6 protein-coding genes and 1 pseudogene are annotated in these 6,877 nt (G+C 52.0%); 4 read left to right on the top strand and 3 right to left on the bottom strand.

Going from position 1 to position 6,877, the window contains the following annotated elements:
- The first annotated feature begins 476 nt into the window (after window positions 1–476).
- Window positions 477–662, top strand: coding sequence for a hypothetical protein (locus tag KGA98_RS28150; RefSeq protein ID WP_223504928.1), 186 nt, complete (start codon window positions 477–479; stop codon window positions 660–662).
- 127 nt (window positions 663–789) lie between these two features.
- On the opposite strand, the gene KGA98_RS28145 is transcribed toward KGA98_RS28150, so the two are convergent.
- A complete protein-coding gene (locus tag KGA98_RS28145) occupies window positions 790–1,017 on the bottom strand; it encodes a hypothetical protein (RefSeq protein WP_223504926.1) in 228 nt (75 codons plus the stop codon).
- Window positions 1,018–1,302: 285 nt separating this feature from the next.
- On the opposite strand from KGA98_RS28145, the gene KGA98_RS28140 reads away from it, so the two are divergent.
- Together KGA98_RS28140 and KGA98_RS28135 are read left to right on the top strand one after the other, a co-directional pair.
- The gene (locus KGA98_RS28140; protein ID WP_223504925.1) at window positions 1,303–3,072 is read left to right on the top strand and encodes an S-type pyocin domain-containing protein; all 1,770 of its coding nucleotides are present in this window, start codon (window positions 1,303–1,305) and stop codon (window positions 3,070–3,072) included.
- Window positions 3,072–3,344 (top strand): hypothetical protein, encoded by a 273-nt coding sequence (locus KGA98_RS28135; protein WP_154908704.1) that lies wholly within the window; start codon window positions 3,072–3,074, stop codon window positions 3,342–3,344. The genes KGA98_RS28140 and KGA98_RS28135 overlap by 1 nt, the downstream gene beginning before the upstream one ends.
- Before the next feature lie 503 nt (window positions 3,345–3,847).
- On the opposite strand, the pseudogene KGA98_RS28130 reads toward KGA98_RS28135, so the two are convergent.
- Window positions 3,848–5,239: pseudogene (locus KGA98_RS28130) on the bottom strand (ABC transporter ATP-binding protein/permease); the annotation flags it as partial.
- 654 nt (window positions 5,240–5,893) lie between these two features.
- On the opposite strand from KGA98_RS28130, the gene KGA98_RS28125 reads away from it, so the two are divergent.
- Window positions 5,894–6,115: a hypothetical protein gene (locus KGA98_RS28125; RefSeq protein ID WP_223504923.1), complete on the top strand. Its 222-nt coding sequence runs from the start codon at window positions 5,894–5,896 to the stop codon at window positions 6,113–6,115.
- A gap of 189 nt (window positions 6,116–6,304) precedes the next feature.
- Here KGA98_RS28125 and KGA98_RS28120 read toward each other — a convergent pair whose 3' ends face one another.
- Window positions 6,305–6,577: a hypothetical protein gene (locus KGA98_RS28120; protein WP_007976567.1), complete on the bottom strand. Its 273-nt coding sequence runs from the start codon at window positions 6,575–6,577 to the stop codon at window positions 6,305–6,307.
- Window positions 6,578–6,877 lie beyond the last annotated feature (300 nt).

Genomic DNA, 6,877 nt, shown 5'->3' with positions numbered 1-6,877 from the left:
GATCTGGGCTGGGGGTTGGAGCGGCTTTGGGGTTGAGGTTGTTTGCTCATGTTCGCCTCCTGATTTTTCAGGGATTCGCGAAGTGGTTTACTCATGAAGTTTAGCTAATTGACAGTGGGCTGGGTTGTTTGGCGCTTGGGGAGGCTGTTTTGAGCAATCGACTTTTCTTTTTTGACCCCATTGATCCCTCACGCAATTCTCGGATTTTGCCTACAGCTTCAGCAGGGGTTACCCGCTATTCCAAAAATGAAAAACCGGAAATGCTGAAGGGGCAGAAAGGGGAGGCACCGACCGTTCGGCGAGAGCCTTTTGAACAGCAAAGCTCGAAGGGATGATCCATGCTACAAAACGACCGCGACAATCTGGAACTCGTATGGTGACCGCTATTGTCGCAGCTGTCAGCCTTTGGGCAAAGTTTTGAGCATTCGCACTCGCCACAGCAGATACGACTCGTGACCCGCACAGGAAGTAGCAGCATGTCCACACAACATACGAATCAACCCAGCATTGAACAACTGCACCGCGACGTCGCAGCTTTTGCCGAAGAGATGCGTAGTCCCGCCCCGAACGCGATCCGCTCTGCCGTGGTGCCGTTCAGCATCGGTGCAGCGCTGGCACTGGCAACCTTTGTCGTCGTCGCCGTTGTGGTCCGACTGATTTAGTCTTTTGCCCTCCCTCCGATCTCTGCGGGCGTGTTGTTGCTTTACACGAATTGAATCCAGTATTGCATGCCATCCTCGACTGACTTCGAAATAGACAGAAAGAAGAACACAGACCCCTTCGGCGCCCCTATGTAGTCACTCTCTGGCCTGCGCCCGCAACCGCCAGCAGCTTGGAAAAAATCGACAACACCACAGTGTCGCAACCGAGCTCGGATCGGTAGGCGATGTTTTCCAGCACCTGCGTGGTCGCCCGAACACGCCAGTCAGCCATTGCTTGCAGGGCATCGTAAAAATAAATCAGTCCTCTGTTCCCGTCCCCTTTGTTCCCAGATCGGTAGGCAATGCTCTCCAGCATCTGTGTAACCGCCAAAACATGACATTCACCATTGTTTAAAGAGCATCGTAAAAACAAATCAGTTCTTTTGTTAGTTCTTTTGTTTTAGTAGCCCGTATATGCAGATTGAATTGGCGTTTTGCTGTGAGGGTTTTGCTGGAGTCAGCAGAGATTGTTTGGGCTTGATTCAAGCTTTCGCGCGCGACGTATGCAGTAAATATTGAAGCGTTGAAATTGATGGGTTGTTGCGGCATAACTTTTGTTCTGTCTGTTTTATGGAATTAATATTGTTGCATGGAGTGCTATATGCAAAAACCAGTTGCTCATCATTCACCTTTAATGACGTCTGGGTCTCGGCCAGTTCAAGCTACGGAAGCCCGGGCTTTTCCTTCAAGCTTCGATAGTATTTTGTTTTGGGATGGGGCTGTCCCGGCGGTTACTACGCCGTATAGTATTGAGGGCGTCAAAAAAACCAGAAACGAATACCAACAATTAGTGGCGATATTTCTTTCGGTGCACGATCAGATAACGAATGTTTTTTCGGGTGGTGCACCGAATATTCGAGGTTATCTAGAGAAACGCATGGCCGCAGGCATTGACTCCCAAAAATTAAATGCGCTGGAAGCTGCCTTAGAAAAGAAAGTGATCATCGTTGAGCTTTTGCAAAGGGTTACAATGCACGGAAGTTGGCACGATGCAATATTGCATATTGGCGTGGACGCATTGTCGCTAGACAGAGAAACAATTGCCGAGTTTTTTGCAAGTGATGTGGACTCAGAAAGAGATGATGAAGTACGACAAAGTTTTTATGAAGAATTTCTGTTGTCGCTAACTGCCGCCTACGTTAAACGAATACTTATCGAGGCCGTTCGCATTTTGGAGGACGCTTCCGCAACTACAGACGCTGAAATCCATCGCGCCTTGGCAAGGGGCGAAGTCGCTTACACCTACAGGTTACACATTGGTAATGGCATAGAGGCGGGCACTGTGGCGGGTGCCATTGCCATCCGTGTCACCGAAGGTCGGACCTTCGGGTCAGTGATCCATGGAGGCATTAAGTTGTTGGCAGGGTTGGGGGAGGCACTTATCAGTCGGGCCTCTGCTGTTGGGATCGGGGCCTTGTTCTATTCACCTGCTCTTGCTAACGGCGAACGCTTTCCTCAAACCGTTCTCACACTTCCCGGTAGCAATTTTTTGCCAAAGCTGCCGTCAAACCTGAATGAAATCGCCGCTACCGAAGGAACCATTGACCTTCCTTATAGGATTTTTGGCGACCTTAACCAATACACACTCGTTGCAACCCCAGCTGGAGGGAGTGTCTCGGCAAAAGTGCCAGTGCGAGCATTGGCATTCGATCCAACGATCAGCAGTTACACTTTCACGTCAAACGATACACCGCCAAATATCCTCAGTTTTCCCATTATTCACTTGGGGGACGGCTCGACAACTTCGCCCGCCCGACCTGCGCAAGTACCGACTTACACTGGAGTAACGCTGTCGCCATTGCTTGTGCAGCCTGAAACCTTACCCGCGCTCGAATTGCCTGATTTCAGGGATTGCATTTACTGTTTTCCGATTGAAAGCGGCCTGCCGCCAATCTACGTTGTTTTTAATAGTCCTTATGAAGGAGCAACCACAAGGGGGAAATACAGCGGTCGATTTTTCAATCCCGCCAAAGCTGGAGGCCCAATCCTCGATCTCGATTGGGCAAGTGCTACCGTGACTCAAGCGGGTATTGACCTGGTCAAATTGCATACGGGACGTTTCAGGCCCTCGGATGCCAATGCCATCATGATTGATCGCTTGAAAAAAATTCTGTTGGGTAAATTGGTAATCACAGATGTGGACAAACGCTTCTATACTCATGAAATCAGAGAGCTCGAGCGTTTCAGAGCATTAGGTGTAGCTGACGGTGTAAACTCGGATGACGGTGTTATTTGGAACAACACTCACGCCGCGACTCTGGAGGACTACAAAGTCAAGGATGCTTTTGAGCTGCTCTATACACCTGATGCTATAGAAGCGGATGAAAAACAAAGGGAGCGAGAGTACAAGGAACTTGGAGGGTTAAAATAATGAGCGTCATTGCAACTATCGTACTTAATGAGAAACCTGAAGAGGTAATTCTGTTTGTAACAAAAAATCAATTAGGTATCTCCTTTCCTCAACTTGATGGCCTTTATAATCGGGCTAACTGGGCGCATGTGGAGAACAACATAGGGCTATTGTATCTTGTTCAGAAAATGTGTGATGCCGGTTTTATCAAATATAGTGGGGGCGGAGTTGTGAGAGGGCCAAACTGGAGAGAGCCGGCATTCATGCTCGAGGGAAAATATACCTTTGATTGACAGCACCAAGTGCCTGAACGCAGGTGCCAGAGAACGGCGACAGTAGCCATCATTTCGTGGTCGTCCGGTTCTCTTGTCCAGTCGCTTAAATCATCGAAGGTTCCCAGGTTGAGCCGCTGCCGCAGCGGCTCTTCTCTTTGTTACGGGCATATTGAGTATCTTCGCCTGATTGGTTTTTCGTGGCCTTGAATCAAGCTGACGGGTAACCCCTTTCTGGAGTAGCAAATAAAATGGGCGCGAGAGCACCCGGTTTTCTTTACTCCGCCGCCGCCGCCATAGTCGTCCGACTGCTCTGGTCTCTTGTCCTCCCCCTGATGGCTGGGGCGTCTTGTTGATTCATACGAATTGAGTCGAGCAGACGAAAAAAAGCCCGCGATGGGGAGAGCGGGCTGGAAATCACAAAGGAGCTGGATCCACCGTATGCCAATGGATGTGAAAATACTGTGATAGATGTCTGATTACTTGCTCGCGTTCGATTTGACGTAGCTGTGTGCCCCGCGAAGTCATACCGGTTGCATCACCTTTCGATGCACCCACTGAGCCTCGCTTTGCAGTTCCAGAACTTGCCAGTGGAAGCGTTCCAGCGAGGCATTGTGGCCGACGCTGATCAGGATCGTCTCCGGCAGAGTTTGTTTGAGTAACTGATAGCAGCGCGCCTCGTTCGCCGCATCCAGCGCCGAACTGCTCTCGTCGAGGAACAGCACCGCGGGGCGGGCCAACAGGGCGCGGACGAAGGCACAGCGTTGCTGTTCGCCAACGCTCAGGATTTGCGACCAGTCCAGTTCGTCATCCAGTTGCTCGCTCAAGTGTTGCAGGCCGACGTGCTGCATGTGCAGGCGTAACGCGGCGTCTGCATCACGATCCGGTTGATTGGGGTACCAGAGTGCTTCGCGCAGGCTGCCTAGCGGCAGGTAAGGTTTCTGCGAGAGTGTCAGGGCACGCTCACGGTCGTAACTGGCGCAGCCGCGAGCGTGAGGCCAGAGTCCTGTGACCGTGCGTATCAACGTCGACTTGCCGTAGCCGGACGGTGCGCTGATCAGCAGGCTGTCACCGGGCTCAAGTGAAAGGTTGAAGCTGTTGAGCAAGCGCCGACCGTTCGGCAACCAGATGTCCAGATCCTTGATTTGAAGGCCTTTGGGCTGCTGCCCCACAACGACATTCGACTTGACTTCGACCTTGTCCAGGCGCTCCTGGAAACCAATCAACCGGTCGATCACCGATTTCCATGCCGACAGCTCCGGGAACACCTCTACAAGATAGGCAATGGCCGAGTGCACTTCGCCGAAGGCAGCGCTGATCTGGGTCAGGCGGCCAAGAGGAAGCGCGCCGGCGAAGAACTGCGGCGCCATGATGAACATCGGAATGACCGTGGCACTGCGCAGGTAGAAGGTCGAATAGCCCATGATCAGCTTCTGCTTTTTCACCAGCGTCCAAAAGTTTTCCAGCGCCGCCTCCAGGCGTTGGTTGAAGCGGGCGTTTTCTGTCGCTTCACCCCGGTACTGGGCCACCGAGTCGGCGTTTTCCCGCAGGCGCATCAGCGAGAAGCGAAAGTCGGCTTCGCGCCGCTGTTGCATGAAATTGAGCCGCGGCAATGCGCGCCCCAACCAGAACGCCAGCCCCGTGCCCAGAAGGGCGTAGACGAGGGCGATCCACACCAGCAACCCCGGAATGACTACGGACTCACCGGCGAACGGCACGCTAACCAGGCCGGATGCTTGCCAGAGGATGTGCAGGAAGGAAAACAGTGACACCACCGAGGTTAGCAATCCCAGGCTCAGCTTGAGCGATTTGACGATAAACAGATCGATGTCTTCGGCAATCCGCTGGTCAGGGTTGTCGACATCGGTCTCGGTCAACTTCAGTTTTTGGTAGCGCTGGTTGCCCAGCCATTGATCGGCCTCAAAATTCTATTAGCGTCTGGCTAGGGAACAACTCGAAGCCCAGGTTCAGGCAAAAGCTCAAGGTGCGGGTAAACCGGAATTTGAATGTCGGATTCTCTGAACGTTTCGCTCAGGACGGTGTAGTGGGCAAACTCAGCGTCTTTGCTTCGAGCATTTACCCACCTGTCGCATCTTTTGCCACCTCGTCACTCAGAGAAGTTTGCACAGGAGCAAATTGAGCTTCGTTGTTGTCGATTGAACAGCGGGTAAGGTTTAGTGATAACAAAAGCACACCTTCGCCGCGCAATTTCATTCAGGTTGAGAGGTGAAAGTCATGAACAGCATCATCTACATTGTCGGATTAGTAGTGGTGGTCGCGGTTGTCCTGTCGTTCCTGGGATTTGCATAACTTGTGCGTTAATCCCTCGACGTCATGTCCATTTTTTTGTCGTGGACGTTCACCTCATTATGCTTTCCGTTGATGAATGGGCGTCCCGTCTTAGGTCCCATTTCCGCAACCGAAAGACCTGGCTATGGCACGCCGGTCTGTATGTTGTTGGTGGGGGTCATCATCAATCCTTCTGACTGGGAAATGCCACACGTCGTCCTTGGTGAACATTGCGCTGCTCGCATGGCTCTATCGCAACAAGGGCTTTGGGAGTCGTAATCATGTACGAAGACCGAAAAGCGCAAGCGCTTGAGACATGGCAATCAATGCTGGCTATGCCCGAAATTCGAGCGACTGCTCAAGAGCAATACGAAGAATTACTTCGGCTCGCCGAGGACTATTCAATCAAAGGTTTCATCAATCGTGACGAGCGAAAGGGCTTGGTTATGGAGGCCATGAAGCGATATGCCCATTCGGTGGAAGATGTCCATAAAGGAGCATGAAGGCTAAAAATATTCGCCTCGTCGTAATAGCTTCCGGTCGAGCACGCCCGGTTCTCAATCGTCAACTTTTGGCCGATTGCTGCCTGTCGCGAAGGTCTGAAAACGAAAACAGACGAAATTTACGCCACAGAACAAAAAGCCGCTTTTCTCGTCAGACAAAAAACGGGCACCTTTGGCGCCCGTTTTCATTCACTCCGCCACCTGCGCCCGCAACCGCCGCCCAATCACATCCATCAAATCACAACCATCCCTCAACGGAATGACCAGCAGCTTGGAAAAGTCCTCCAACACCACGGTGTCGCAACCGAGCTCTGATCGGTAGGCGATGTTTTCCAGCACTTGCGTGACTGTCCGAATACGGTAGTCGGCCATGGCTTGCAGGACGTCTAGGGGGGCTTGGGTGTCGATGAGCAGGGAGGCCGGAACCAGATCGATTCCGGTGAGGGGCATATATCGATTCATTTTGAATGATCTCTGTTTGTTGGGCTCAAGGCCGTCAGTCGGTCATTCTCTATTGTCAGGTCGCCAAACCCGAATCGCCATTTGGGCGACGGCGCCGACTATAAGCCCCATGGGATCAGCGCGGGAAGGTGAGGGATTCCGAGCTTTGTGTAGGACCTTTGATGATGAAACTTCAGACCTTTCACCTCACGTCGCTGGAAATATAAACACAGACCTGAGATGTTCACGGCCCCTTGGATTCAGCCACCCACGCTATCCTTAATCATCGCTCCGGCCGTCGAGATGGACCTTCCCGAATGC

The sequence above is a fragment of the Pseudomonas sp. BF-R-24 genome, from assembly GCF_019947335.1.
Taxonomy (GTDB): Bacteria; Pseudomonadota; Gammaproteobacteria; order Pseudomonadales; family Pseudomonadaceae; genus Aquipseudomonas; species Aquipseudomonas jessenii.
This window is presented reverse-complemented; position numbering and strand designations above follow the sequence as displayed.